General features: G+C 47.2%; 26 protein-coding genes and 1 rRNA gene. 12 read left to right on the forward strand and 15 right to left on the reverse strand.

The genetic code is table 11. The annotated features are described in order from the left end of the window. The first annotated feature begins 68 nt into the window (after positions 1 to 68). From FMS18_RS18850 to FMS18_RS18880, 7 genes are all read left to right on the forward strand, one after another. A complete protein-coding gene (locus FMS18_RS18850; protein WP_163296220.1) occupies positions 69 to 1,805 on the forward strand; it encodes a LytS/YhcK type 5TM receptor domain-containing protein in 1,737 nt (578 codons plus the stop codon). A 66-nt stretch (positions 1,806 to 1,871) separates the two neighbouring features. Next, positions 1,872 to 2,300 (forward strand): hypothetical protein, encoded by a 429-nt coding sequence (locus FMS18_RS18855; protein WP_163296221.1) that lies wholly within the window; start codon positions 1,872 to 1,874, stop codon positions 2,298 to 2,300. A gap of 1 nt (position 2,301) precedes the next feature. After that, positions 2,302 to 2,658, forward strand: coding sequence for a hypothetical protein (locus tag FMS18_RS18860; protein ID WP_163296222.1), 357 nt, complete (start codon positions 2,302 to 2,304; stop codon positions 2,656 to 2,658). A 184-nt stretch (positions 2,659 to 2,842) separates the two neighbouring features. After that, positions 2,843 to 3,409, forward strand: a complete 567-nt coding sequence (locus FMS18_RS18865) for a flavodoxin family protein (RefSeq protein WP_163296223.1) — start codon at positions 2,843 to 2,845, stop codon at positions 3,407 to 3,409. A 231-nt stretch (positions 3,410 to 3,640) separates the two neighbouring features. Continuing rightward, complete coding sequence (locus tag FMS18_RS18870; RefSeq protein ID WP_163296224.1) at positions 3,641 to 5,059, forward strand: carbon starvation protein A; 1,419 nt, start codon at positions 3,641 to 3,643, stop codon at positions 5,057 to 5,059. Positions 5,060 to 5,205: 146 nt separating this feature from the next. After that, on the forward strand, positions 5,206 to 5,457 hold the full coding sequence (locus tag FMS18_RS18875; protein WP_163296225.1) for a CopG family ribbon-helix-helix protein: 252 nt from the start codon (positions 5,206 to 5,208) through the stop codon (positions 5,455 to 5,457). Beyond that, on the forward strand, positions 5,444 to 5,728 hold the full coding sequence (locus FMS18_RS18880; protein WP_163296226.1) for a type II toxin-antitoxin system RelE/ParE family toxin: 285 nt from the start codon (positions 5,444 to 5,446) through the stop codon (positions 5,726 to 5,728). Before FMS18_RS18875 ends, FMS18_RS18880 begins: the two co-directional genes overlap by 14 nt. A 40-nt stretch (positions 5,729 to 5,768) precedes the next feature. On the opposite strand, the gene FMS18_RS18885 is transcribed toward FMS18_RS18880, so the two are convergent. From FMS18_RS18885 to atpD, 11 genes are all read right to left on the reverse strand, one after another. After that, a complete protein-coding gene (locus tag FMS18_RS18885; protein WP_163296227.1) occupies positions 5,769 to 6,452 on the reverse strand; it encodes a hypothetical protein in 684 nt (227 codons plus the stop codon). After that, positions 6,419 to 6,655 (reverse strand): hypothetical protein, encoded by a 237-nt coding sequence (locus FMS18_RS18890; protein WP_163296228.1) that lies wholly within the window; start codon positions 6,653 to 6,655, stop codon positions 6,419 to 6,421. Before FMS18_RS18890 ends, FMS18_RS18885 begins: the two co-directional genes overlap by 34 nt. A 114-nt stretch (positions 6,656 to 6,769) precedes the next feature. After that, positions 6,770 to 7,630 carry a F0F1 ATP synthase subunit gamma gene (locus tag FMS18_RS18895; RefSeq protein ID WP_163296229.1) on the reverse strand — a complete coding sequence of 287 codons (861 nt, stop codon included), beginning with the start codon at positions 7,628 to 7,630 and terminating at the stop codon, positions 6,770 to 6,772. Further along, on the reverse strand, positions 7,617 to 9,143 hold the full coding sequence (locus FMS18_RS18900) for a F0F1 ATP synthase subunit alpha (RefSeq protein ID WP_163296230.1): 1,527 nt from the start codon (positions 9,141 to 9,143) through the stop codon (positions 7,617 to 7,619). Before FMS18_RS18900 ends, FMS18_RS18895 begins: the two co-directional genes overlap by 14 nt. Before the next feature lie 114 nt (positions 9,144 to 9,257). After that, positions 9,258 to 9,989, reverse strand: coding sequence for an ATPase (locus FMS18_RS18905; protein ID WP_163296231.1), 732 nt, complete (start codon positions 9,987 to 9,989; stop codon positions 9,258 to 9,260). A gap of 2 nt (positions 9,990 to 9,991) precedes the next feature. After that, positions 9,992 to 10,270, reverse strand: coding sequence for a F0F1 ATP synthase subunit C (locus tag FMS18_RS18910; RefSeq protein WP_136675197.1), 279 nt, complete (start codon positions 10,268 to 10,270; stop codon positions 9,992 to 9,994). Positions 10,271 to 10,281: 11 nt separating this feature from the next. Continuing rightward, on the reverse strand, positions 10,282 to 10,953 hold the full coding sequence (locus FMS18_RS18915; RefSeq protein ID WP_163296232.1) for a F0F1 ATP synthase subunit A: 672 nt from the start codon (positions 10,951 to 10,953) through the stop codon (positions 10,282 to 10,284). Next, the gene (locus FMS18_RS18920; RefSeq protein ID WP_163296233.1) at positions 10,944 to 11,261 is read right to left on the reverse strand and encodes an ATP synthase subunit I; all 318 of its coding nucleotides are present in this window, start codon (positions 11,259 to 11,261) and stop codon (positions 10,944 to 10,946) included. The genes FMS18_RS18915 and FMS18_RS18920 overlap by 10 nt, the downstream gene beginning before the upstream one ends. Beyond that, positions 11,248 to 11,619: an AtpZ/AtpI family protein gene (locus FMS18_RS18925; RefSeq protein ID WP_163296234.1), complete on the reverse strand. Its 372-nt coding sequence runs from the start codon at positions 11,617 to 11,619 to the stop codon at positions 11,248 to 11,250. The genes FMS18_RS18920 and FMS18_RS18925 overlap by 14 nt, the downstream gene beginning before the upstream one ends. After that, positions 11,616 to 11,996: a F0F1 ATP synthase subunit epsilon gene (locus FMS18_RS18930; protein ID WP_163296235.1), complete on the reverse strand. Its 381-nt coding sequence runs from the start codon at positions 11,994 to 11,996 to the stop codon at positions 11,616 to 11,618. The genes FMS18_RS18925 and FMS18_RS18930 overlap by 4 nt, the downstream gene beginning before the upstream one ends. Next, a complete protein-coding gene (gene atpD, locus FMS18_RS18935; RefSeq protein ID WP_163296236.1) occupies positions 11,993 to 13,366 on the reverse strand; it encodes a F0F1 ATP synthase subunit beta in 1,374 nt (457 codons plus the stop codon). Before atpD ends, FMS18_RS18930 begins: the two co-directional genes overlap by 4 nt. Positions 13,367 to 13,580: 214 nt before the next feature. On the opposite strand from atpD, the gene map reads away from it, so the two are divergent. The 4 genes from map (at position 13,581) to FMS18_RS18955 (ending at position 18,399) form a co-directional block, all read left to right on the forward strand. Then, positions 13,581 to 14,360 (forward strand): type I methionyl aminopeptidase, encoded by a 780-nt coding sequence (gene map, locus FMS18_RS18940; protein ID WP_163296237.1) that lies wholly within the window; start codon positions 13,581 to 13,583, stop codon positions 14,358 to 14,360. A 168-nt stretch (positions 14,361 to 14,528) separates the two neighbouring features. Further along, positions 14,529 to 16,757 carry a DNA helicase RecQ gene (gene recQ / locus FMS18_RS18945; protein ID WP_163296238.1) on the forward strand — a complete coding sequence of 743 codons (2,229 nt, stop codon included), beginning with the start codon at positions 14,529 to 14,531 and terminating at the stop codon, positions 16,755 to 16,757. A gap of 139 nt (positions 16,758 to 16,896) precedes the next feature. Continuing rightward, positions 16,897 to 17,610, forward strand: a complete 714-nt coding sequence (locus FMS18_RS18950; RefSeq protein ID WP_275405843.1) for an ABC transporter substrate-binding protein — start codon at positions 16,897 to 16,899, stop codon at positions 17,608 to 17,610. A gap of 36 nt (positions 17,611 to 17,646) precedes the next feature. After that, positions 17,647 to 18,399: an ABC transporter substrate-binding protein gene (locus tag FMS18_RS18955; protein ID WP_163296240.1), complete on the forward strand. Its 753-nt coding sequence runs from the start codon at positions 17,647 to 17,649 to the stop codon at positions 18,397 to 18,399. Positions 18,400 to 18,458: 59 nt separating this feature from the next. Here FMS18_RS18955 and FMS18_RS18960 read toward each other — a convergent pair whose 3' ends face one another. Together FMS18_RS18960 and FMS18_RS18965 are read right to left on the reverse strand one after the other, a co-directional pair. After that, entirely contained in the window at positions 18,459 to 19,799 is a 1,341-nt protein-coding gene (locus FMS18_RS18960; protein WP_163296241.1) for a PpnN family nucleotide 5'-monophosphate nucleosidase, read from the reverse strand. Between the two features lie 91 nt (positions 19,800 to 19,890). After that, positions 19,891 to 20,832 (reverse strand): hypothetical protein, encoded by a 942-nt coding sequence (locus FMS18_RS18965; protein ID WP_163296242.1) that lies wholly within the window; start codon positions 20,830 to 20,832, stop codon positions 19,891 to 19,893. 205 nt (positions 20,833 to 21,037) lie between these two features. Between FMS18_RS18965 and FMS18_RS18970 the strand changes: the two genes are divergently transcribed. Then, positions 21,038 to 21,814 carry a cyclase family protein gene (locus FMS18_RS18970; RefSeq protein WP_163296243.1) on the forward strand — a complete coding sequence of 259 codons (777 nt, stop codon included), beginning with the start codon at positions 21,038 to 21,040 and terminating at the stop codon, positions 21,812 to 21,814. A gap of 65 nt (positions 21,815 to 21,879) precedes the next feature. Here the strand turns inward: FMS18_RS18970 and FMS18_RS18975 are convergent, their stop codons facing one another. Further along, on the reverse strand, positions 21,880 to 23,079 hold the full coding sequence (locus FMS18_RS18975; RefSeq protein WP_163296244.1) for a hypothetical protein: 1,200 nt from the start codon (positions 23,077 to 23,079) through the stop codon (positions 21,880 to 21,882). 315 nt (positions 23,080 to 23,394) lie between these two features. Further along, positions 23,395 to 23,509 (reverse strand): 5S ribosomal RNA (gene rrf, locus FMS18_RS18980). Positions 23,510 to 23,523 lie beyond the last annotated feature (14 nt).

The following is a 23,523-nucleotide window of genomic DNA, read 5'->3' on the forward strand; positions in this document are numbered from 1 at the left end:
TCTCTGCACTCTTCAAAAACTTTTAGTTTGCTTCGCAGCTTCGTTATATAAATTTTACAGATATTATTATGAATCCAGAGACCTTAATTATCACATTGGCCGAGCGTTTCGGCCTTATTGTTGCCGGGGCTTTCCTGCTTTTGACAATTACCCCGGTCCATAAGATCGGTTTTCGCCAGAGTTCTCCCAGAACTGATATTGCCATGCAGATTCTTATCTTCGGGATTTGCGGAATTTTGGGAACTTATGGCGGCAACTTTGTATTTCAATCCGTTGCCAACCTACGCGCCATGGCTGTCATTACCGGCGGACTCTTCGGCGGACCGCTGGTGGGGCTCGGCGCAGGACTCATTGCCGGAGGCCATCGTATCTTGATAGATCTCGGCGGCTTCAGTGCTATCCCCTGCGGCACAGCAACCATGATCGAAGGACTTGCCGCCGGAATAGTATCACTTTACCTGAGCAAAAAAATGGACTGGCGGGCCGCAGCCGGGTTGGCTTTTGTCGGCGAAATCGTCCACATGCTCATGGTCCTCTACCTCTCCCATCCCTACGAAGAAGCCCTGCAATTAGTTGAACTTATCGCCATGCCCATGATCGTGCTAAACACTTTCGGAGCGGCTCTCTTTGCGCAGGTTATCCATATAGTTTTCCGCCACGGAACCAAACAGGATTCAGTCAAGGCCCAGCATATCCTAGATATTGCCAACCTTACGGTCAGCCATTTACGATCAGGACTGACCCTTGAATCGGCACAGGAAACAGCAAAGATCATCCACACCCACCTAACCGCCGCAGCCGTTGCCATCACCGACAACGTGAATGTGCTGGCCCACGTAGGTGCCGGGGCGGACCATCATCTGGCGGGTAAAAAAATACGAACCGAATCCACTCTGAAAGTCCTAGCCGAAGGAGAACCGCTCTTTCTGGAATCCGGAAAAAAGATCGGCTGTACCCATCCGGGCTGCCCGTTCACCTCTGCGGCTGTGGTACCCCTGCACAAGAACGGCGAAGTGGTCGGCACCCTCAAATTATACGGAACCCGCAAAAATCAGCTGAACCAGCTTTCTTTTGAAATGGCTAAAGGACTGGCCAATCTATGTTCCACCCAGCTTGAATTGGAAGAAATCCAGATCAAGGAACAGATGCTGACCCATGCGGAAATTCGCCGTTTGCAGGCCCAGATAAACCCGCATTTCCTGTTCAACTCGCTGAACACAGTCACGTCCTTCTGCCGCACCAACCCCGACCGGGCCCGCGAACTTTTGCTGGAACTTTCCAAATACATGCGCAAAAACCTCGACAGCAGCCGCGGATACGTACCTCTGCACGAGGAACTTGCCCAGTTGCACAGCTATCTTGCTATCGAACAGGCCCGCTTTGGTGAACGTATCAAGGTTGATCTGGATGTAGATGAGACATGTCTGAAATGGCCCATGCCACCCCTGATCATTCAACCTTTAGTGGAAAACAGTGTGAAACATGGTCTCATGGGCCGCGAAGAGGGCGGAACCATTACCATCAACATTTACTGTGAAAATGAAGAAATGAATGTCTCCATTAAAGATGACGGCATCGGCATGGCACAAGAGCAGATCGAAGCCATCTATGCCAAAAAGAAAATCGATTCCCGCGAAAAAGGGATCGGGGTCCGCAACTGCATCCAACGTCTGGAACAGATTTACGGACCGCAGTACAAGATGATCATAACAAGTGAGGAAGGAACAGGAACCGAAATAACCTTCCGGGTTCCCAAGCTGCGCACAGCTGTACAGATGCGTGAATTTACGAGGAATGCGGGGTAGGCCTTGATAAAAAAGCTCCGCTGCTCTAAATTACCCATTAAATAATCACAATTTAAGGCCGCAATTATGAGTAAATGTTCCTGTAACACCCGCATATTCAATTCCTTTGCTGCACGGATTCAAACCCTGCATGAAACCGTGTACGCAAAATCCACCACAGGCATCAAGCTCTACAGCACCATCAAGACCCTCTTTGTAATCAAAAGCCTCAGCCGAATAGTCATCCGCAATTTTTCCAAAGACTGGCAGGATGCATCTTGCCATATCAATGCAGGTGAAGATTGTATGGACGTGCTTCAAAATGCAGTAAACCTAAAGGATCAACTCACTGCGGCACACGCAAGACTCTGCACCCTCCCCTCCCCCTTTGCGCGCTGGGCAGGGCGCAGGCTTACCGGCCCTGTGCTGGACTGGAATGACCTTGTGCTAGACCTCTCCATTGCTTCGGACCCGAAAATTCAGCACTCCCTCAGCGAGCTTGAGGAGGTGCTCTAGCATGACCATGCTTCAGGAAACAGACGCTTACCTGCGTTACGAAAAAAGTTTGCTCAAAAAATACCCGCAGGCCAAGCGGGATATTAAACGCGCCAAAAAGAAAATCATAAAAAGACCGGCCCGAGGAGTTGTCTACCGAGGTCTCAACAAAATTGCCCTGCGCAAAATCAGGGTATCCATTAGAATCCTGCGCATCTCCCCGCGTAAAGGTTTACGTCTTTTCTACTTCTATTCCGAAAAAAAAAATAAAGCCGTGCCCATCTTCATCTTCAAGAAAGGCCGCCCCCAGACTGAAGGACAGGTCATGAAACTTTTCAACCGCGCTGTTAACGATGTTGTTGCCGAATTGAAGGGGTAAATCACTCCCGCACAATTTACTACTTTTGTCCGTTGCACTTCCTGCCGATCTTGCTTAACTTTGCCCGGCAATATTTCCGCCTGCTTTCCATGCAGGCAACTACACAATCTCGACTAATCAAGCCAGTGTCGCGCCTGATACCAAATCCATATCGCCACACGAGCTAACAAAGCAGGAGCAGAAAATGAAAGTTATATGCCTTCAAGGCAGTGCCAGAAAAAATGGTCACACAGCAAAGATGATCGAATGGGTTGAAGCTGAACTTAAAGAAATGGGCCATGAAGCTGAAACCGTCTACCTTAATGATAAGGAACTGAAAGGCTGTATGGCCTGTATGAAATGTAAGGAAAAACCGGAAGAAATTGGCTGTGTGATCAAAGATGATATCCCCGAAATTCTGGAACAGATGGTTCAGGCCGACGCGGTTGTATTCGCCTCCCCGCTCTACTTCTGGGGTGTTTCCGCACAGCTCAAAGCTGTTATCGACAGAACATACAGCCTGTACGTCGACTACCATATGCCAACCCACGAGTCCCTGATCAAAGGCCAGCGTCACGGCATTCTGATCACCGGCGGCGGACCTCTCGAAAACAACGCCGAAGAAACCTTCATCGGCCTCGCCAGAATGCAAAAGCCGCACATGACCAAACACACCGCGACTCTGTTTATGGGCGGCTGTAAAAACCCCGACAACCTCGGGGAAGAAGCCAAACAAAAAGCTGTAGAATTTGCAAAAGATCTCGTTAAGTAAGAATCGCAGCAAATTGAATAAGTAAAAGCCTGACACGATTTATGATCGCGTCAGGCTTTATTTTGTAATATTACATTCCCAGATAAAGCGCAGAATTAATCCATCCCATCCCCCATAAGTCATTTCAAACACCGAAAACGGCATTTCAAACACAAAGCGTAGAATTGATCCCTCCCATTATGCCAGAAGAAGGGCATAATTTTTTTCAGCAAAAAGACGGAGGAACTTTTTATGCTATTTTTCTTTGCTTGTGTGGCATCCCTTATTGTCGGTTATCTTCTTTACGGTAAATTCGTGGACAATGTGTTCGCGCCTGACGTAAACCGCACCACTCCCGCATACGCCATGCGCGATGGTGTTGACTACATGCCCATGCCCATGTGGAAGCTCATGTTCATTCAGGTTCTGGATATCGCCGGAATCGGCCCCATCTTCGGCCCTATCCTCGGTGCCCTGTACGGTCCCGTAGCCCTTATCTGGATCGTCATCGGCTGTATCTTCGGCGGCGCTGTACATGATTACTTCAGCGGTATGCTTTCCATCCGTAACAACGGCGCATCCGTTCCCGAACTGGTCGGGGAATACCTCGGCATGACCGCCCGTCAGGTAATGCGTGTCTTCGCATTCGTACTGCTCATGCTGGTCGGTGTTGTATTCGTACTCGCCCCTGCAAAGCTGCTCACCGGACTGACCGGAGTAGAAACCGGAATCCTCGTGGCCTGCATCTTCGGTTACTATTTCCTCGCCACCATCCTGCCCATTGATAAACTCATCGGCAGACTCTACCCCTTATTCGGCGCACTGCTGCTGGTTATGACTGTTGCCCTCGCAATCGCCCTCATGTTCAGCGGCCACACCATGCTGCCCAACCTCGATTTCGCAGTTAACACCAACCCCGGCGGCAAGCCCATCTGGCCCCTGCTCTTTATTACCCTGTCCTGCGGCGCGATCAGCGGATTCCACGCGACCCAGTCCCCGCTTATGGCCCGCTGCGTAAAGAATGAAAAAGAAGGCCGCCCCGTATTCTACGGCGCAATGATCATCGAAGGTATCATCGGCCTGATCTGGTGTACCCTCGGACTGTCCTTTTACGAATCCCCCGAAGCACTCAACGCTGTTATCGCTGCCGGTTCCCCTTCCGCAGTGGTATCTGAAGTTGCTAACTCCCTGCTCGGCCCCGTAGGCGGAATCTTCGCCATCATCGCAGTAGTAATCCTGCCCATCACCAGTGGTGATACCGCTTTCCGCTCCACCCGCCTCATCGTAGCGGAAACCTTCAAAATGGATCAGGGCCCCGCTATCAAGCGTCTGCTTATCGCAGTACCCCTGTTCATACTCGGTTACATCATCTCCACCCAGAACTTCTCAGCAATCTGGAGATACTTCGGCTTCTCCAACCAGTGCTTGTCCATGCTGGTTCTCTGGACCTCCGCAGTATACCTCGCCCAGCGCGCAAAACTCCACTGGATCGCATCCATCCCCGCAACCTTCATGACCGCAGTTGTCGCCACATTCATCTGCCAGGCCAAGATCGGTTTCGGACTGGACATGAACATCTCCATCATGATCGGTATTGCAGCAGCAGTAGCAGCATTCGGTGCCTTCTTCGTGAAGTACGTGCGCCCCAGCGCAGCAGTTGAGAGCAACTAGACCATCTTCCTATAGACAGACACAGCCACCTTCCTAAATAGAAACCTCCCCCGTTTGCTTTTGCAGGCGGGGGAGGTTTTGATTTAATCGAAACTTGTCTTTTGTGCTACGTCGTAATACAGTGTATTACAAATGGAGACATAAAAATGATAAGCAAAGAACCCAAAAGCGAAGTGGTAACAATTCGCATGACTTCCGAGATGAAAGAGCGAATTGAAAAACTGGCTCAGGCAACCAATAGATCAAAAGCTTTTCTGTTTGGTGAAGCCATCTCAAGCTATCTTGATGTAAATGAGTGGCAAGTCAAGGCAATTCAGGAAGGGCTGGACGAAGCCAGAAGCCCTGAAGCCAAATGGACCGCCCATGAAGACTTAGAGGCAAAGTATGCCGAGAATTAAATGGCTTGAGCGTGCCACTTTAGATCTGGATTCCATATACGAATACATACGCCAAGACGATCCTGAATCAGCAAAAAAAGTTGCATCAACCATTTTAAAAAGTGTAAAAAAACTGGAACAGCATCCTCAAATAGGCCGGGCTGGCAGAGTTCCCGGCACACGCGAATTAATAGTGCTTAAAGGGGCTTATCTTGTAGCTTACTGCTGTAATGAAGAAGTCGAAATTTTACGAGTGTTGCGGCATAGTCAGGATTGGCGTGATATAGAGTAAACGCTTCAGATTCATACTTAAATTTAATTCTTTACTGGTATTAGTTAGTCAACCGTGTAAACAATTTTGCGTGCTTCTCAAAATATAAATTTTTATATTGCACAGGAATCTTATTTTCAATCAACATTTGATACTCATTACCACGCAACACATACGCCGAATACAAACAATAACGCAAAAAACTAGAGGGTAGTTCTGCATCTATAATTGAATAATAAGGCTCATCATACCCATTATCCACAATGTATTTGTACAACACAAACAACAGCAAAAAATGTTTTTGTACAAGGGCAGAAGTATATTTTAAAGGATCACCAAGTACAGCTGCAATTATTTCATCTTCAATTTCAATAAGTAGTTTTTTAAAATCATATTTATTATCCCTAAATTCACTGGTGTAATAGCTTCTATTGGTAGGGAATTTCAAATGAATTTCTGCATATCTTTTTAATGGATCTGGAGTATAGTCATCCCAACTTTCATCAACCTTTAACTTTAATCTTTCTAATAAATTAAAATAAGTAACTTCAAAAGCTTGCTTCTCTGATATTTTTCGTTGTCGTTTTAAATCTCGTTGCTGTAAGGCCATTATTTTTCTCTGATTCTCTGCCTCCTCTTGCTGCTTCTTCATGACGTCAAGCTGAAGCTGAAAATCATCACGTTGAAGCTGTATATCCTCACGCTGCAACTTCAATGCGGCATAAAAGAAAAAGACACCTGCCAAAGCCCAACAAGCTCCAGAAGTGCCCCAATAAAAGAACCAAGCTGTCCTGCACTATCAAGAATTATCTTTTCGCCAATCTGGATAAAACCATCGCGATGCAACAGATAAGTAAAAATACAGGCATTGATCAAACCTACTACAACAAACACCCAACCACTAATTTCATAACTTGTTAGCGATCGACTCGGCCTACTTTTCGACATACTGTAAAATCTCCGAACAAAAATTAATTCCCAACTAACATATGTCGAATTTAAAGCAAAGCAGTCAAAGAGCATCCGCAAAAGGGTTCACGCCCTCCGGGGGTTCGAATCCCCCTACCCCCCAACAACCGCCTCCACCCCGGCAACAATATCAAGTAACTCACCCGTAATGTTCCCCTGCCGGGTAGTACGATACTCGGACTCAAGGACCTCGACATGCTCGATGATGTTTTTCTCGGCTACCTGCATGGCGGCGAGGCGCGAACTGTTCTCGGCAGCTAAAGATTGAACAATTCCGCCGTATACGGAGATATATAGATATTCCCTGAATAAACTTGAGAATAAATCTTGAACCGGAACGTTGGTCATGGGCAGGGATCTTCCATCCCATTTCGTGCTTCCGCTACGCTTATGGAGCGGCAAAATATGACGGGCCGCGACCTTGGCCCCATCGCTAACGTGCAGATTATTAACTATGCTGAAATGATTCATCCCGCGCTTGTTCCGCCACTCTTCCAAATTCTTTTCAATATCATCCACTATAGTATCCACTCCGCGCAGACTGCCCGGAACACGAAAATTCAAATCGACCTCGACTCCTGAATCTTCCAACGCTCCACGCACCCGTTCTCCGCAGGTCCAACAGATTACTTTGTGACCTGCGCTATGGAGTTCATCTACGACCTTTACTGTCTCGGCCCGTGCCAGCTCATTAAACTGCCCGCACATTCCCTGATCGGACCCGATAGCCAGCACAACTGCAAAGCCATCCCTTGGACCGTGGGGCAGAATTCCGGCATTGCGAAAGAATACGGTCCAACCCTGTTCGATGACCTCGGCATACTCACCAACTCCCTTGGCCGCGTTCTCAAAATGACGTATATTAACCGCAGCAAGGGCCTTCATAGTCTTGACCACCGAAAGCAGATCGCCCGTGGTCGCAATCTTCTTGCGTACGGCCTCAAGCTGCTGCATTAGCATCTCTCCATTTCTGCATATGATGCTTAACCGCCTTTTCAAGTTCGGACCAGATTTCATCCTTGGGTTCAGCCTGCGCAAGACGTCCCATGGATTCAAATCCCTCTTCCATACGGCTCAGCAGATACTCCTGCACGTCTGCGATACGCTCCAGCGGAATGTCATCCAGCAATCCCAATGAAACCGTCCAGAGAATCACCACCTGCTGGGCTGCACTAAGCGGCGAAAAACGGTCCTGCTTGAGCAATTCCCGCACCCGCATTCCATGTTCAATGCGATTCCGGGTATCCTGATCAAGTCTTGTGCCGAACCGTGCAAAAGCCTCCAGCTCCTGAAACTGGGAATATGTCAAACGCAGATCGCCGGAAACCTTGCGGTAGGCCTTGGGCTGTGCACGCCCGCCCACTCGGGAAACAGACTTACCCACATCAATTGCCGGGAGCATGCCCTTCTGAAACAGCACCGGGGAAAGATAAATCTGCCCGTCAGTAATAGAAATAAGGTTAGTCGGAATGTAAGCCGAAATGTTCTGGGCCTCGGTTTCCACAATGGGAAGTGCGGTAAGCGTGCCGCCGCCATGTTCCGGTTTCAGCCTTGTGGATCGTTCCAGCAGTCTTGAATGGATATAGAAAATATCACCTGGAAAAGCCTCGCGCCCCGGAGGACGACGCATGAGCAAACTAAGCTGCCTGTAGGCCTGTGCGTGGCGAGTCAAATCATCATAGATAATAAGAACATCCTTGCCCTGTTCCATGAAATATTCAGCCATGCTCGTTGCCGCATAGGGTGCGATATACTGCATACCCGAAGGCGCATCACCCTCAACCACGACTACAAAAGTGTGATCCATGGCCCCATGATTACGCAAAGTATCAATAACCCGCGCCACAGAAGTACTGCGCTGCCCGATGGCGCAATAAACGCATACAACGTCACCCTTTTTCTGATTCAGGATAATATCTAGAGCTATAGCGGTCTTCCCGGTCTGGCGGTCGCCTAGAATCAACTCCCGCTGTCCACGCCCAATGGGAATCAGTGTATCAATCACCTTAATACCGCTGGACATAGGCGTATCCACAGGGGCACGCATCAAAATAGGAGGGGCTTCCGATTCCACCACGCGGGTTTCGAAAGTTTCCGGGGTCGGGCCGCCGTCCAGCGGATTACCAAGCGGATCGACAACGCGCCCGATCAAAGAGTCACCTACGGGTACGCTAAGCACCGTACCGGAAGGAACAGCCTCATCCCCGGCCTTAAGTCCTGTGTTATCACCCAGCAATGCCACGCCGATGGAGTCCGGCAACAAATCAAGGGCCATGCCCGGAATATCATTGCCAAGCGTAATCAATTCTTCTGACCGAACAGAACCAAGGCCCTGCACCTGAGCCACGCCGCGAGCCACGGACAAAACACGGCCGACCTCACGAGAGTCCGGGCTGTATTCCATCTTCTCGCGGCCCTTTTCATGAGCATTCAAGGCTTGATTAATGTTTTTTTCTAGGAATGACATTTTGTATGCCTCCGGCGGCTCTCCGAGGGCTTAAACCCTTTTAAAAAAGGGTTTAAGAATCCCAAAACTTTTTAATAAGGCTTCGCCGCTTCGTTTGAAAAGCGTACGGAAAGTTTAGCTATTTATTTCCGTTAAAATTTTATTTTCCAGTTCAGCGACATAAGAATTTAAATTCCATTCCCACTTTCGATCCCCGGCTATCAATTCTATGCCGAGGCCGAGTCTGGAATCGGTTGTAAAAATTCGTTCATTTTGAACCGGGAACAATTCATCAAGCAATTGTTTCAAGTTTTGTTCTTGTAGCTCAGTATGTTCGAATCCGGTACGGATTAAGATTTCAGAATTTCCACAATCCACTCCGCGTACTTCTTCATCAATACGCTGCATAAATCCGTTTAAGACCAACTGCTCAAAATCACTGCCAGATAAATCTTGTACAATGCGTGCAGCTGTAGCGGAAACTTCATAAATCAATTTCTTGCGCAAGTTGAGCGCGACAGATTCTTTTTCCCGTTCCAGCGCGGAGAGCCATTCTTTGCGCATGGTTTCAATCTCAGCCCGAGCAGATTCCATGGCATGCTCCCGCCACCTTTCCGCCTCGGCATGAATTTCAGCCATGACCTCAGATTCGCGATTATCAAGATCCTCACGCTTACGTAGGAGTTCTATATTAAGGGTCTGCGCTTCAACTCTGGCTTCACGCAGGACCCGCGTCTCACTCGCAATACGCTCTTTACGTTCCTGCATAGCCTCAACAATCGGCTTATACAGAAACAACTTGAGCAGCGCGATAAGCACAAAGAAGTTCAAGATCTGGGCAAAGATCGTGAACCAGTCCAGCAACATTATCAGCCTCCGGCCTTTTCAATGAAGTATGACCAGAACGGATTGGCAAAAAGCAGAATCATAGCCAGTACAAAACAATAAATCGCTGTAGATTCAACCATTGCCATCCCCACAAACAGGAACTTCACAATAGTATTGGTTTCGTCCGGCTGTTGGGCAATGGAGCTAAGTGCCCGTGAAAGAGCCATCCCCTCACCAATTGCCGGCCCGATAGCCCCGATGCCCATGCAAAGCCCTGCCGCAATTATCGACCCGAATGCAATCCAACCAAGAGTTTCCATAAATACCTCCATCAACTCTCATGCACTTCCAGACCTGCTGCAATAAAAACCGCAGCAAGTACTGTAAAAATATAAGCCTGTACCACTCCGATAAGCAGCCCCAGCATCTGCATAATCACCGGAACAAACAACGGCATGATGACCAACAATATCGCGCCCATCATGGTTCCGCTGAGTATATTCCCGAAAAGGCGTACTGCTAAAGCAAAAGTCCGGCTGACTTCACCTATAATGTTAAAGGGCAGCATAAACGGCGAGGGCTGCACGTAACTTTTGAGATAATTGAGTAAACCATTTTGCTTAATACCGTAATATGGAACAGCAAAGAATACGACCAAGCTGAACGCGGTGGTAGTTGAGAGAGATCCCGTGGGCGGCTTGAACCCAGGCACAGCGGAAAGCAGATTAGATACGAGAATGAATATGAACAAGGTTCCAAGTAACGGCAAAAACTTCTTCGGCTGCTGGTTGGTAGCATCTTTGATCTGGGATAGCAGCCCGCCCACTAAAACTTCCAACAAATTCTGCTGCCCTGAAATCTGCGCTGAGGCAGTAACCTTGCGAGTCACAAACCATGAAAATCCCACAAGCAGGACCATAACCAGCCATGTATAAACAATGGTGGCATTCAGCTTGATGAATCCAAAGCTGAAATAAATGATATGGTCCGGGCTTATTTCCATTCAGTCCCCTTCATTTTAAAAATATCAAGCATGCCCATGCCGCAATGATTTGCCAGCGCATAGGTCCGTAATAGGTAAAATCCCAAAAAAGCGGACACAAACGGCAACGGTCCATAACTCATAACCTGCGCAAACCCCCAAAGTGTGATTCCGTAACGGCCCAGATAACTGGACCAGAAAAAGAGTCTTGGCCTCTCGCAACGGGGCAACATGCGCACAGTGAGCCATAATCCTCCGAAATGAATTGCCGAAAGAAGCAAGCCGATACCGAAAGCGGCAATGGTTATCATAAAATTACTGATGATCATCTTCTCCGTCCTTTAACTTCAAATCCTGCTTTTCCCATTCCTCACGTTCCTTGATGATCTTGTTCTTCTCACGATTCATCCATATTCCGGCGAAGAGGCACCCAACAGCCAAGCCCGCTCCAAGCATGGTCATTGTCCAGTTGATCTTGGCTGGCCAGCGGTAATCCAACCACGCACCAAACAAACTTCCCAGCACCACAGGCAGAGCCACCAGCCAGCCCACAGCACCCATGGCTCCGAAAGCCGACCACGCACCAACCGTTCCTTTCTGCTCAGCACGGATTTTGCGCTGTTCTTTCGTGCCTACAGTCTGGCGAAATTCGTCTGTTTTGTGATCACCGGGCTTATGTTCACTCATGTAGTCTCCACCTCTATGAGAGTGCGCACAAATCCAGCCTCAAGTTTGGCAACCGCGCTACGTGCTGATTTTTCAGCTTCTGCGGCCTCATCCTGCATACGCAAAACCTCAGCCTCCAGTTCGCCGAGTTCCCCGGCAACTGCCGCACGGGATGAAACTCGCACAGCATCTCCCTTCTTAACCAACACGCCGCCATTCACCGCCAGATGGTGCGGCTCACCTTCAACAACGTAAGTCAAAATCCCCGGTGCAAGGGATGAAGCCGTATCAATATGGTTAGGTAGCAAGCAAAAACCGCCTCTGGTGGATTCCGCCAGAACCTTATCCACTAGACGATCCAAGAACAGACCTGCGGGCACTAAGATCTTCAATCTCATTTACCGACCTCCTCGATTGAACCGATCATGTAGAAATCACGTTCAGATGCATCGGGAAATTCATCATTCAAAATCAGCTCACAGCCGAGGACCGTATCTTCAAGGGAGACAATGCGACCATCCATTCCGGTAAAATGCTTGGTGGTGTTGAACGGCTGGGTCATGAATCGCTCCAGCCTGCGCGCCCGTGAAACTATATTACGATCCTCTCGGGAAAGCTCTTCAAGGCCGAGCATGGCAATAATATCCTTAAGGTCCTCATACTGGGCAAGAGTGCGCCGAACCTCGCGGGCCACATCATAATGACGCTGCCCCACAATGGCCGGGGAAAGCATCATGGAGCGTGATTCCAGCGGGTCCACAGCCGGATAAAACCCTTCTCCGGCCCGCTTGCGGGAAAGGACAATAGAAGATGAAAGATGAGAAAATGTGTGTGTCGCCGCCGGATCGGTCAGGTCATCGGCTGGTACATAGACGGCCTGAATGGAAGTAATTGCCCCGGATCGGCTGGATGAGATACGTTCCTGCAATTCCGCCAGATCTGAACCGAGTGTAGGCTGATAGCCCATGCGTGAGGGAAGTCGGCCCAGCAGCCCGGAAAGCTCCATGCCGGCCTGAATAAAACGGAAGATATTATCGATGAGCAGGAGTACGTCCTTGCTTTGATCATCACGGAAATGTTCGGCAATGGTCAGTGCCGTGTGTCCGGTACGGAACCGCGCCCCCGGCGGTTCATTCATCTGTCCGAAGACCATGACCGTATTATCAAGAACCCCGGCATCGCCCATTTCGCGATAAAGTTCCTCGCCCTCGCGACAACGTTCGCCGATTCCGCAAAAAATACTAATCCCGCTGTGCGCGCCAACCATGTTATTGATCAACTCGGTAATAAGCACGGTCTTCCCCACTCCGGCCCCGCCAAAAAGTCCGGCCTTGCCGCCTTTCTCAAGAGGCATAAGCAAATCAATGACCTTGATTCCGGTAGTAAAAATTTCCTCGGAAACAACGCGCTGGGAAAGTTCGATAGGCTGGTTGTGGATAGAACGGAACTCTACATCTTCAGGCAAATCTTTACCGTCCACCGGGTCACCGAAAACATTAAGGACCCGGCCCAGCAACTCCTCACCCACGGGAGTTCGCAGGGTTTCTCCTTCACTATAAACAGCATCGCCACGGGCCAGCCCCCCGGTAGGAGTCATGGCAATGGCGCGTACGGAATTCATATCCAGATGGTCGGCAACCTCAAGGGTTACAACCTGTTCTCCGCCAGAAAGCATGACAGAAAGCAAAGGAGGAAGATCTTCAGGGAAACGCACGTCCACAACGGATCCCCGCACGGATATTACCTCACCTGAATACTTGTGTTCCATAACTTCACCATCTCAATTTAAACTTGGACTTAAACAAAAAAGATCTTTCTTATTCTGCTTATAGAATACGGAAACAGAAAGTTTAGTAAAGCATTTTTGAATTAAGTTTGTTTTATCACTAAAGATCCTCTCATACGGCTAATATAGTGGGTTGACACAGCCACATTTAGGAGTAGCCTGTCCCGGTCACAAACAAATTTCTGGAGTTATCCAAATGATTATAAAGAATAAAAAACAAATCGACCTCATGCGCGAAGCAGGCATCCTGCTCCACAAAGCCCACATGGTGGCTAAAGATATGTGTGAAGCAGGCGTAACAACCGAAGCAATCAATACAGAAGTGGAAAAATTCATCACTTCTCACGATGCAATCCCGCTTTTCAAAGGGGTTCCCGGCAAAACGCCTTTTCCCGCTGGCTGCTGCATGTCCATCAACGAAGCCATTGTGCATGGTATCCCTTCCGCCCGTAAGCTGGAAAACGGTGATATCCTGTCAATCGACATCGGAGTGCGCTTAAACGGCTGGTGCTCAGACTGCGCCTGCACCCATGCCATCGGTGACATTGATGATGAAAAGCAGAAACTCATGGATGTAACCGAAGAGTGTTTGCGCATTGCCATCAAACGGATCAAGCCGGGTATAAAATGGAGCAAAATCGCCAAGGAAATGTCCAAATACGCCCGCAATGAAGGCTTTTCCGTTGTTGAGTCACTGGTCGGTCACGGCATTGGCGAAGGCCTCTGGGAAGCCCCGCAGGTCCCCAACTACCACAGCAGGCTGGTCAAAGATTTCAAACTCAAACAAGGTTTGGTAATCGCAGTGGAGCCCATGATCAATGCAGGAGTGAAAACAACTGAAACCCTCAAAGACCATTGGACAATCATTACCAAAGACGGCAAACCTTCCGCCCACTTCGAACACACCATCGCTGTGACTTCCACAGGATCACAGGTTTTAACCTGCGGAGAGAATGGCGAAGGCTGGGCGATGTAGCCATAAACATTCATTAAATTTACAAGAAGCCCCTTTCGGAACATCCGAAAGGGGCTTCCCTTATCATAACTCGTTGACCACCAACCCCATACCCGATACTTTCGCGCACAGACAAACGTAAGCTACCAATCAATATTTTCCCGCATAAACAAAAAGTCAAAATATACTATGAATCAACCAGACCTCCGCACTCCTTTAGATGTCCTGCGCCAGACCTACGGCTATGAATCATTCCGCGGGCCGCAGGAGAACATCATCAACCGCATTATGAGCGGCGGCAATGCAGTTGTATTTATGCCCACCGGCGGCGGTAAATCAGCATGCTATCAGATTCCGGCTATCCTGCGTCCGGGTGTAGGCATTGTCATTTCCCCGCTCATCGCCCTGATGCGCGATCAGGTGGCGGCTCTGCAACAGATGGGAGTGCGTGCGGCCTGTTTGAATTCATCGATACAACCTTCCGAGGCCAACCACATCATTCATGAATTGCATAGCAACAACATGGACCTCCTCTACGTAGCCCCGGAAAGACTGGGCCAGCCCGGATTCATGGACATGCTTTCCGGGATCAAAGTCAGCCTCATCGCCATTGACGAAGCCCATTGCGTGGCCCAGTGGGGACATGATTTCCGCCCCGATTACCTGCGTCTCTCCGTGTTTGCGGAAATGTTTCCGGCGGTTCCGCGCATGGCGCTGACTGCCACTGCTGACGGCCCTACACGCAGAGAAATCCTGAGCCGCCTTTCATTTACTGAAAACGATATATTCGCCACCGGTTTCGACCGCCCGAATATCCGCTACACTATAATTCCCAAGGATCAGGAAAAGCGGCAGCTGCTCAATTTCATCAAAAACGATCATTTCGCTGAATGCGGCATAGTCTACCGTATGAGTCGCAAAAAAGTAGAATCCACAGCTGCATGGCTCTGCAAACAGGGCATTAACGCCCTGCCTTACCATGCAGGACTGGATGCCCAAACCCGTGAGGCCAATCAAGCCCGATTCATGTCCGAAGACGGTATTGTCATGGTGGCGACCATCGCTTTCGGCATGGGTATTGATAAACCCGATGTACGTTACGTTGCTCATCTGGACCTACCCAAGACTATTGAGGCCTACTATCAGGAAACAGGCCGTGCCGGACGAGACGGATTACCCGCGGAAGCATGGATGTCAGTGGGAATTCAGGATATCGGCTTCCTGAAACGGATGATCATGTCCGGAAATGCCCCTGATGACCGCAAAGCCCTTGAACTTCGCAAACTTAATGCGCTGCTGGCTTATTGCGAATCACCAGGGTGTCTGCGTCAGTCCTTGCTCGCATATTTCGGGGAAGAGCTTGAAAAACCTTGCGGCAACTGTTTTACCTGCATCAATCCGCCATCCACCTTTGACGGAACAATTCCCGCGCAGAAGGCACTTTCCAACATTTACCGAACCGAGCAACTTTTCGGGGCCAACTACCTAATCGATATTCTGCTGGGCAAGGAAAGCAAACGAATTTCAGCACAAGGACACGGAAGTCTGAGCACCTACGGCATCGGCAAAGAATTTAATAGCGATGAATGGCTTTCCATCCACCGCCAGCTTGTTTCCCAAGGACTGGTGGACGTTGATATGGAAGGCTACGGATCACTGAAGCTGAACGCAAAAAGCTGGCAAGTACTACGCAAAGAACGCAGCGTAGCTCTGCGTAAAGACCCGGTGCTGGCCAAAACCAAAACTCGTCGTGCCCGCAAAAAACTAATCATCGGCGATTCAGAAAGCCCATCGCTTTCCACTCCGGAAGCAAAGGAGCTTCTGGAATCTCTGCGTGCGCTTCGCAACACTCTTGCGCAGGAACAGCATGTCCCGGCTTACGCAATTTTCGCAGACAAAACCCTGCTGGAACTGGGCTGCTACCGTCCGCAGACAACCGGCGAACTTTACGCTGTAAGCGGCTTAGGTGATCAAAAAATTTTCCGTTACGGAACCGCCATCGTCGAAGTTCTGCTGGACCATCAGGAAAAATATGGCAGACCGGAGGATCTCTTTCCCATCCCGGAAGACAAAATTAAAGAAGTTCCCACTTCCGCCCCTAAAAAAAAAGGCCCCACTGTTTCTGCTTCAGCATTAGAAACCTTAGAACTATTCGAAGAACTCATGAACATTGAGAAAGTGGCCGAATCCCGTAACATCAAACCGGCCACAATTTACGCCCACCTGACATCCTGCGTTGAAGCCGGAAAAATTGATGTAAGCGATATTCTTGATTTCAGCGCATCTGAAATTGAATGCCTTAAGGACACTCTCGCTTTATATAAAGAAGAAGGTTTCATGCAGTTAAGCCCTGTATTCAATGGTCTTTGCGGTAATTATTCATTTGAAATCCTGCGTATGGTCCGAGCCGGCAAGTAAAATTATTACAACTTCAGAACAATCCATTTGACCTTGTTCGTCAAAAATGAATAGTATTACACTATCCATTGTAATCCATGAACAATCCAAGTGCGGGTTCTAAGTGAAAAAATTTTTCAGCACCTTTCTACTCTTTGCGATGATTCTTACATGCACTCCGCAGGCCAACGCGATTATTCGGGTGAATGTGTTTGGGGATGATGCATACGCTCCGTATTGCTTTATGCAAAATGGTACTTTTGACGGAATCTATGTGCGTATTCTGGAAAAAGCATTTTCCCGCATGAAGGGCTATGAAATAACAATTATACCAGTTCCTTATAAACGATTACTGCTGGGCCTTGAAAATGGTAAAATATTTGCTGCATTCCCCCCCTACCAATGGCCAAAGGAACGTCCTTGGATAGACATATACTCTGCCCCTATACTTGAGGAAGATTATTCAATTTTCTGCGCCGAAGGCTTTCTGGATAAACCACGCCCAAATTGGCCGGAGGATTATGCGAATCTGACTATTGGGATTAATGACGGATTCATAGTCCCTGATGCGGACAAATTAAAAACTGAGGATGCCTCCAGCAATGAAAAAAATATAAAGAAACTCCTTGCCGGACGCATAGACTGCTACGTAAACGACAGCAAATCCATACTATACACTGCCAAGATCATGGGCATTGATTCATCAAAGCTTGTGCAAGGAATAAAAATCAGCACCGAATACGGACATCTGGCATTTTCCCGCAAGAACAACCCGCCATTCAAACGCAACTTTATAAAAAATTTTAACAAGATTATATACGAGATGAAATGCAGTGGTGAGATAAACGAGATAGTAAATAATTTTATAAACTAAAATTAAAAGAATCTTCTAACATCCAAGGTTCTTACATTGTTAAACAAAATCTTTGCAACTCTACTTATCATCGCAAGTATGTTAACACTTGCCCACAAAGGGCATGCTGTTGAGAGAGTAACTGTATATGGAGATAAAACATATGCACCGTTTTGTTTCATGCACAACGGAACATATGACGGCATCTATGTACGTATTTTAACAAAAGCATTCTCCCGCATGGACGGATACAATGTTGAAATTAAACCCCTGCCTTGGAAAAGAGCCCTGCGAGGACTTGAAAAAGGTAAAATTTTCGCCATGTTCCCTCCTTACTATCGTCCGAAACTACGCCCGTGGATAGACATATACTCAACCCCTATCCTAGAGGAAGGTTACGAATTATATTGCCGTAAAGAAATCTTTACCAAACCACGCCCCAATTGGCCTCAAGATTACCAAGACCTGCAAATAGGCACAAATCTCGGATATGCTGTCCCCCAAATCAACGGGATTGCTCTTCAGGAAACGGCCAGCAGTATACAAAACGCAAAAAAACTCATGCAAGGAAAAATAGATTGCTATGCCAGCAACAACATTTCAACAATCTATTTACTAAAAAAGATGGGGGCAGATTTATCAATGTTTAAAAAAGGGGTAAAAATCAGCCTAGAATATAGCTATCTAGCCTTCTCCAATAAAAACAACCCTTCATACAAAAAAGATTTCATACGTCAATTCAATGAAGTGATTAACAAAATGAAAAAGGACAATGAGATTAAAGCCATTGTAGATGAATTTATTCACTAAAAAACCGGCCTGATTTCAAAACAGGCCGGTTTTGTTAATTTCAATTAAATCTGTAAATACTATTCAATGCGGTAAGCAGGCGTATTGTTCTTGCTGGGATGAATCCTGCCCTGCTTGGCCAGTTTACGCACCAGCTGGTCTGTGGCATCCAGAATTTTCTTATCACCCTTAATAAGCGGTCTGGCATCGCCCCAGGAATCCAGCATATCCGGGTCTTTTACTGTCAGATGCACAACACCTGAGAAGAAACGACGCAGGTTGATAAGCAAAGAAAACGGCTCCTGATCGCGGGAAAGATCCAGTCCTTCCATGGACTCAAAGTTAACCGCAAAAGGTTCCTGAATACGCGGATCAAAAACAAGATCATCATTCCAGAGATAACGGGTGTTCAAATGCTGGGTCTGGTAGGCCACATAATTTGCGTAAGAACGGGCAGTCCCCACATGCACATTATACAAACCGTCCAGCGCGTCCCCGAAACAAATCTTAAGGTACTCGTCGAGCTCCTTGAAATATACTCCGCCGCCCCTCTCAACAAGATCAAACTCATAGGGAATTCCCCTGTTGTCCGGCATGGAAAGCAGAGCCAGCATAGTCAGAACCTCCTCAACAGTTCCGGCACCACCGGGATGAACTTTACCGCGATGAGAAGCACGGATAAAGGCTTCCATCCGCTCTTCAATGGTCTGAAAAGTAAGGAGCTGGGTAACCAGTTCGTTTGGAGCTTCAGCAGCCAGAATCTTCTTCTCGGAAAAACCGATAAAATCACGATGCCCGAAACGCTCAAAGGAATTCTGCTTGCCGTAAGCAACCTGCGCCCCCTTAAAAGGAGCTTTCATGACGCCCACACCACACCCGGTGATATTCTCCATGTCCGGCATGAAAAGAGCTGTCCAATAGCCGAGTTCCTTGGCAAAATTATACTCGTCCATGGGAACCTGATGCCCGCCCCAAGTAAACATAACCAGCCCACGCTCGCCGCGATACATCAATCCGGAATGCTCCACAAATTTTTTAATATTTGTAGAACGGCAACAATCGGTGCCGCATTCGAATTTAGGGGCAAAAATTATATCACGGATGACTGCTGAAATATGCTCCACAGACTGCCAAATGACGTTCCGGCCATCGTACAGGCAATCCCTTGGAACACGCGTACATTGCAGATTAATATGCCCGTTCACCGGAGCTAATTCGATCTGCATATCTTTAAATTTAACCCGGATTTCGCGGGCATCGCACACATCATTCTTGTGCACGTTGATCAATGCACCGATGATCTCAGTCATACGATTTTCAGGATCAGCCAGCCCTTGAGCAAGACGTTCAATATCAGCATCACTGAACTGCTGCGAAACAATCCTGCGGGGAAGAATAGGAATCTTTAATTCTGTTTGCATAATGGAAAAGAAGTAATCGGAACGCAAGTAAATGCAAGGATAAATTGCTGAATAGGACAAAAAACAATTTCAGCGCAACTATAATTGCGACCTAGATCAACCCGGCGAACTTGCAATAGTCGGGGAATCTCTCTTTCAATCTTATCAAAGCCTTCTGCTCAGCCATGACGTAAGCCTCGGCAGAATCAAGCTTCACACTGCCCCGTTTGTCGTGAATCATATCCTTGTTAACGTCATAATGCTTGAAAGTATGCCCCATGTGCAGCATATCGCGGAACCACTGCACCGCCACATCAAGACAAACCGGACGATCCCAATTTTCACCAATGCACGCCCCGGAAGGCATGCGTGCGCCAAAAGGAACCGCACTTCCCATAGGCATGGTGTCTTTACGGGCTTTATCCATATCAATTAAAGCACACCACTCATTCAAGCGACATTCCGGAAGAGGCCATGCATTTTTCTTATACTGATCTGAAAGTCCGAAATTGTATGCCCGTCGCTGGGTGTAATCCATGTCCTTATTATAAATCTTCATCAGATACTGATAGGAAGGCTTAAATTCAGTGTAACGTTCAGAATCGCAAAGTCCATTCTGTCCGGCAGGACACCACCAACACTGGCCTATTTCACCGATCCCGGTGTTTCCATCCAGCTCGTCATAAAGATTTGCGATAATATCAGTGGTCACCTCAATATCATTATGAATGGTAAGCAGGTAGCGTTGCTGACATTTTTCCCAGCCGTACTGGTATCTTATAGAAAGTCGATAATCGTCGAAAGAAGCAGCTCGCTCCATATCATTGGGGTCTATACCGTTCCAATGTTTGGGAACGTAATGATTAATTTTATGGCTGCAATATTCTAGAATTTTGTCGTGCTTTTTAAATTCATATTCGGCAGTGCACGCTTCTTCCTGAAAATATATTTTACTGATGTGCTTTCCACTGCATTCCAACAAGGAAAGAAGAGAAAGAGCTGTCTGGTGAACTTTTCCGAAAACATTTATGGCTACGTCTACTTTGAAATTCATACATGTTCCTTCGTATCAAAATTTTATACATAGTTAATATGATGATAAGGAGAATTCAATAGACAATAGCAAGATAAGAATAGACACAAGAAACGTTAAATATTAAAGATCAACAAAACTTCTCAGCACAAAACAAGCAACATTTCAGTGCCTTACATGCACAAACGTTGGTAATTCAATTCAACTTCAAAAGATAGAGGAATTAATGCCTAAAAAGATTATTGATCTGTCTGTTTCCATTCGTTCTGACAAACCTTCCGATCCTCCGGGCTTCATTCCTGAAATAACTTATGCCGACCACAAAGCCGGTGCGTCTCAAATGGCATCAGTATTTCCGGGCCTGACCCCGGATCAACTTCCAGAACAAGAAGGCTGGGCTGTTGAATTCGTAAAAATGAGCACCCATGCCGGAACACATATGGATGCTCCATATCATTATCACTCCAAAACAGACGACAACACTCCTGCAATGACCATCGACCAGATTCCTTTGGAATGGTGCATCGGAGCAGGTGTGAAACTCGATTTTCGTCACTTAGAAGATGGCTACGTTGTCACCCCCGCAGATATTGACCGGGAGCTTGAACGAATAAATCACGTATTGCGTGAAGGCGAAATTGTAGTCGTAAACACCTCAGCCGGAGATCGCTTCGGTCACGAAGACTACCTTGAAAAAGGTTGCGGTATGGGGAGAGAAGCTACTCTTCATTTAACCGGCCAAGGTATCAAAATTGTCGGAACAGATGCTTGGAGCTGGGATGCACCATTCAGTTCAACTATAAGAAAATTCATGGAAACCAAAGACCCATCCATCATCTGGGAAGGTCATTATGCAGGAAGTACAATTCCATACTGCCATATGGAAAAAATGGCTAACCTAGAACAACTTCCCTCCACCGGATTTACTGTAATATGTATGCCTGTAAAAGTGCATAGAGGCTCGGCGGGCTGGGTGCGGCCGGTAGCGATGATCGAAGAGTAATCTTCCCAAAAAAACTAAATACAAGGCCCGTACAACCAAAGTTATACGGGCTTTATAATATTCATTTACAAATCTGAAGTAACCAGATCAACATCAGTAAACCGAAGCACTTCAATATTAATTAACTCATCCGCATTCTCCGGACGAGATTTCTCAGTCACAAAAACACGATCATTTTTCTTGTACACTTTATATACGGCAGCAGGACCGGGATACTGAACAACATCCTGCCCACCACGACCGTCAATCATATTGGAACCTGAATTACCAATAAGAATATTATCATGACCGTTAGCCACTATTCCAGATGGCAGATGACCCAAAAGTCGCGCATTGAGCAGGTATTGCGATTTGTGCGTATACGGTTTGGACGGGTCGAACTGCATATCAAATACACCACTAAATTCAGGGTCTATGCGGGCCATATAACTGATCATAGGTGGAAAGAATTTTTGCAAGACTGCATAACCTTGAAGATCAAGTTGTTTAACATCATCTCGTGTTTTTGCTGCATAAATTCCCCACATTCCGCCATCAGTTTCATTCCAAGCTCCCCAAAAACCATAATAACTATCGATAACTGAAACAATATATTCCTGTTCCAAGCTACCCTCTTCACGTAGCTCTTCGAGCCAATCATCAACACCAGCACGGCCCCAGATATTTTGTTTAAGACTGTTTTGCATAGCTACAGTAATCTCTGATTGATAGAACCTTCTCAAAATCCCTGATGTTTCGCGGGTTCCAATTCCATAGTCATGAACCAAGTGGAAGATTTCTTCAAACCCGGCATCACGGAATCCATAATCATTAGTGATGTATGAAACAGAACCTTCGGTGGGAAATTCCAATTCATACAAAGGCTGCCCCTCTAGAGCATCGTCAGAAATATCAGAATCACCATCTGCACCATCAGGCATAACCAGAACAGCTCCCTGTTCCGCCATGTGTTCAGCGATGCATTCTTTATTGGTTCCATAACGAATTCCGGATACATCAGTGAGATAAAAATCTAAAATATTGTAGGCACGCAAAAGCTGTTCATCGGATATACGCTCATGGGCAACAATCAGAATGGGACCTGTTGCTGTCTTATAACGGATGAATTTATGATAATTCTCACTGTAAACATCTGGAAGCTCGGAAAGATCATGCTCAATCAGATCGAAGTCAGGAAACTGGACATAGTTTGGATTTTCGGCTGCGGATGCACCAAAAGGAAAAGAGAACAGAAAAACTAAAAAACAAATGACGAAACGGTTCAAAGGATTTCTCCTTAATTTAATGGTTGCGGACTCCCCGCTTCATCGAGTCAGAAAATATCTTCATAAAACTCTGCTTGCAACCCAAAAACCAGCCTTAAAGCGAAATTCTTTATATTTCCCTTCTAAGCAGACACTTACAGACAGCAAACATGTACATCAAAAAAATTAAACAACTCGCTCAAAACCAATTCTCGTCATGAGAATTTAAGGCTTCTATTATCACCACTTCCTACAAAACGTAGCTTACTCGGCTCCACCTCCCCCCCCATAACGCAAGAAAGCCCCCTTAATTTCTTAAGGGGGCTTTGAAATAAAAGCTTGCGACGACCTACTTTCCCACTGGCTACCCAGCAGTATCATCGGCGATGGAGAGCTTAACTTCCGAGTTCGGAATGGGGTCGGGTGTGACCTCTCCTCAGTGGTCGCAAGCAAATTTTGCTTGCT

Source organism: Desulfovibrio sp. JC022, assembly GCF_010470665.1.
Taxonomy (GTDB): domain Bacteria; phylum Desulfobacterota; class Desulfovibrionia; order Desulfovibrionales; family Desulfovibrionaceae; genus Maridesulfovibrio.

Excerpts from the sequence above, each read along its gene's own strand:
- FMS18_RS18850 (WP_163296220.1), top strand. The coding sequence starts at position 69 with ATGAATCCAGAGACCTTAATTATCACATTGGCCGAGCGTTTCGGCCTT.
- FMS18_RS18855 (WP_163296221.1), top strand. The coding sequence starts at position 1,872 with ATGAGTAAATGTTCCTGTAACACCCGCATATTCAATTCCTTTGCTGCA.
- FMS18_RS18860 (WP_163296222.1), top strand. The coding sequence starts at position 2,302 with ATGACCATGCTTCAGGAAACAGACGCTTACCTGCGTTACGAAAAAAGT.
- FMS18_RS18865 (WP_163296223.1), top strand. The coding sequence starts at position 2,843 with ATGAAAGTTATATGCCTTCAAGGCAGTGCCAGAAAAAATGGTCACACA.
- FMS18_RS18870 (WP_163296224.1), top strand. The coding sequence starts at position 3,641 with ATGCTATTTTTCTTTGCTTGTGTGGCATCCCTTATTGTCGGTTATCTT.
- FMS18_RS18875 (WP_163296225.1), top strand. The coding sequence starts at position 5,206 with ATGATAAGCAAAGAACCCAAAAGCGAAGTGGTAACAATTCGCATGACT.
- FMS18_RS18880 (WP_163296226.1), top strand. The coding sequence starts at position 5,444 with ATGCCGAGAATTAAATGGCTTGAGCGTGCCACTTTAGATCTGGATTCC.
- FMS18_RS18890 (WP_163296228.1), bottom strand. The coding sequence starts at position 6,655 with ATGTCGAAAAGTAGGCCGAGTCGATCGCTAACAAGTTATGAAATTAGT.
- FMS18_RS18895 (WP_163296229.1), bottom strand. The coding sequence starts at position 7,630 with ATGCAGCAGCTTGAGGCCGTACGCAAGAAGATTGCGACCACGGGCGAT.
- FMS18_RS18900 (WP_163296230.1), bottom strand. The coding sequence starts at position 9,143 with ATGTCATTCCTAGAAAAAAACATTAATCAAGCCTTGAATGCTCATGAA.
- FMS18_RS18905 (WP_163296231.1), bottom strand. The coding sequence starts at position 9,989 with ATGTTGCTGGACTGGTTCACGATCTTTGCCCAGATCTTGAACTTCTTT.
- FMS18_RS18910 (WP_136675197.1), bottom strand. The coding sequence starts at position 10,270 with ATGGAAACTCTTGGTTGGATTGCATTCGGGTCGATAATTGCGGCAGGG.
- FMS18_RS18915 (WP_163296232.1), bottom strand. The coding sequence starts at position 10,953 with ATGGAAATAAGCCCGGACCATATCATTTATTTCAGCTTTGGATTCATC.
- FMS18_RS18920 (WP_163296233.1), bottom strand. The coding sequence starts at position 11,261 with ATGATCATCAGTAATTTTATGATAACCATTGCCGCTTTCGGTATCGGC.
- FMS18_RS18925 (WP_163296234.1), bottom strand. The coding sequence starts at position 11,619 with ATGAGTGAACATAAGCCCGGTGATCACAAAACAGACGAATTTCGCCAG.
- FMS18_RS18930 (WP_163296235.1), bottom strand. The coding sequence starts at position 11,996 with ATGAGATTGAAGATCTTAGTGCCCGCAGGTCTGTTCTTGGATCGTCTA.
- atpD (WP_163296236.1), bottom strand. The coding sequence starts at position 13,366 with ATGGAACACAAGTATTCAGGTGAGGTAATATCCGTGCGGGGATCCGTT.
- map (WP_163296237.1), top strand. The coding sequence starts at position 13,581 with ATGATTATAAAGAATAAAAAACAAATCGACCTCATGCGCGAAGCAGGC.
- recQ (WP_163296238.1), top strand. The coding sequence starts at position 14,529 with ATGAATCAACCAGACCTCCGCACTCCTTTAGATGTCCTGCGCCAGACC.
- FMS18_RS18950 (WP_275405843.1), top strand. The coding sequence starts at position 16,897 with ATGATTCTTACATGCACTCCGCAGGCCAACGCGATTATTCGGGTGAAT.
- FMS18_RS18960 (WP_163296241.1), bottom strand. The coding sequence starts at position 19,799 with ATGCAAACAGAATTAAAGATTCCTATTCTTCCCCGCAGGATTGTTTCG.
- FMS18_RS18965 (WP_163296242.1), bottom strand. The coding sequence starts at position 20,832 with ATGAATTTCAAAGTAGACGTAGCCATAAATGTTTTCGGAAAAGTTCAC.
- FMS18_RS18970 (WP_163296243.1), top strand. The coding sequence starts at position 21,038 with ATGCCTAAAAAGATTATTGATCTGTCTGTTTCCATTCGTTCTGACAAA.